Genomic DNA, 570 nt, shown 5'->3' on the forward strand with positions numbered 1-570 from the left:
TTATAATCATAAAAACCAAAATGACTATAAGTACCGAGGTAATTGAAATCAATATGTTAGAAACACCAGGAAGGTTTTGTGTATAATGATAGAATAAAGAGCCTATAAAAAGGAGCATCCAAACGCTTCCGGATACATTACCGCCTGTGTGGAAACCTCCAAAATGATATACTTTTCCGAAAAATCGACGAATATATAAAGGATAAGAGGTCGGAAAACTCGTAGCAATTTTGAAAAATAAGTTAACAACGTGATGTTGTCGTACTAAAATTCCGATAGAAAAGTTTGCCAGAACGATATACGATAATGTTTGGAGTGCTATACCATCTTCTTGCCACCATTCTCCAGTGGTTAGTCCATAGGCTAGTAGCGCCAAATTGGCAAAAACCATGAGAGCAAAAATTCGATGATAATGTTGAAAACGCTCACTAGCCAATAGTCTAGTCCAAAATCCTTTTTTGGGAGGTAGTTCGATTGTCTCAATTTCTTTCTGCAGTTTTGAAGTTGCTTCTGTAGTTTCAATATCCTTATCATGTAATTGTGCCATCTCGAGTAGTTTTCGTTTGTCTA

1 pseudogene is annotated in these 570 nt (G+C 36.1%); it reads right to left on the reverse strand.

The annotated features are described in order from the left end of the window. Positions 1-547 (reverse strand): annotated as a pseudogene (locus tag SM447_RS29665) (hypothetical protein); the annotation flags it as partial. Positions 548-570: the final 23 nt, after the last annotated feature.

The organism is Micromonospora aridisoli (genome assembly GCF_056150025.1).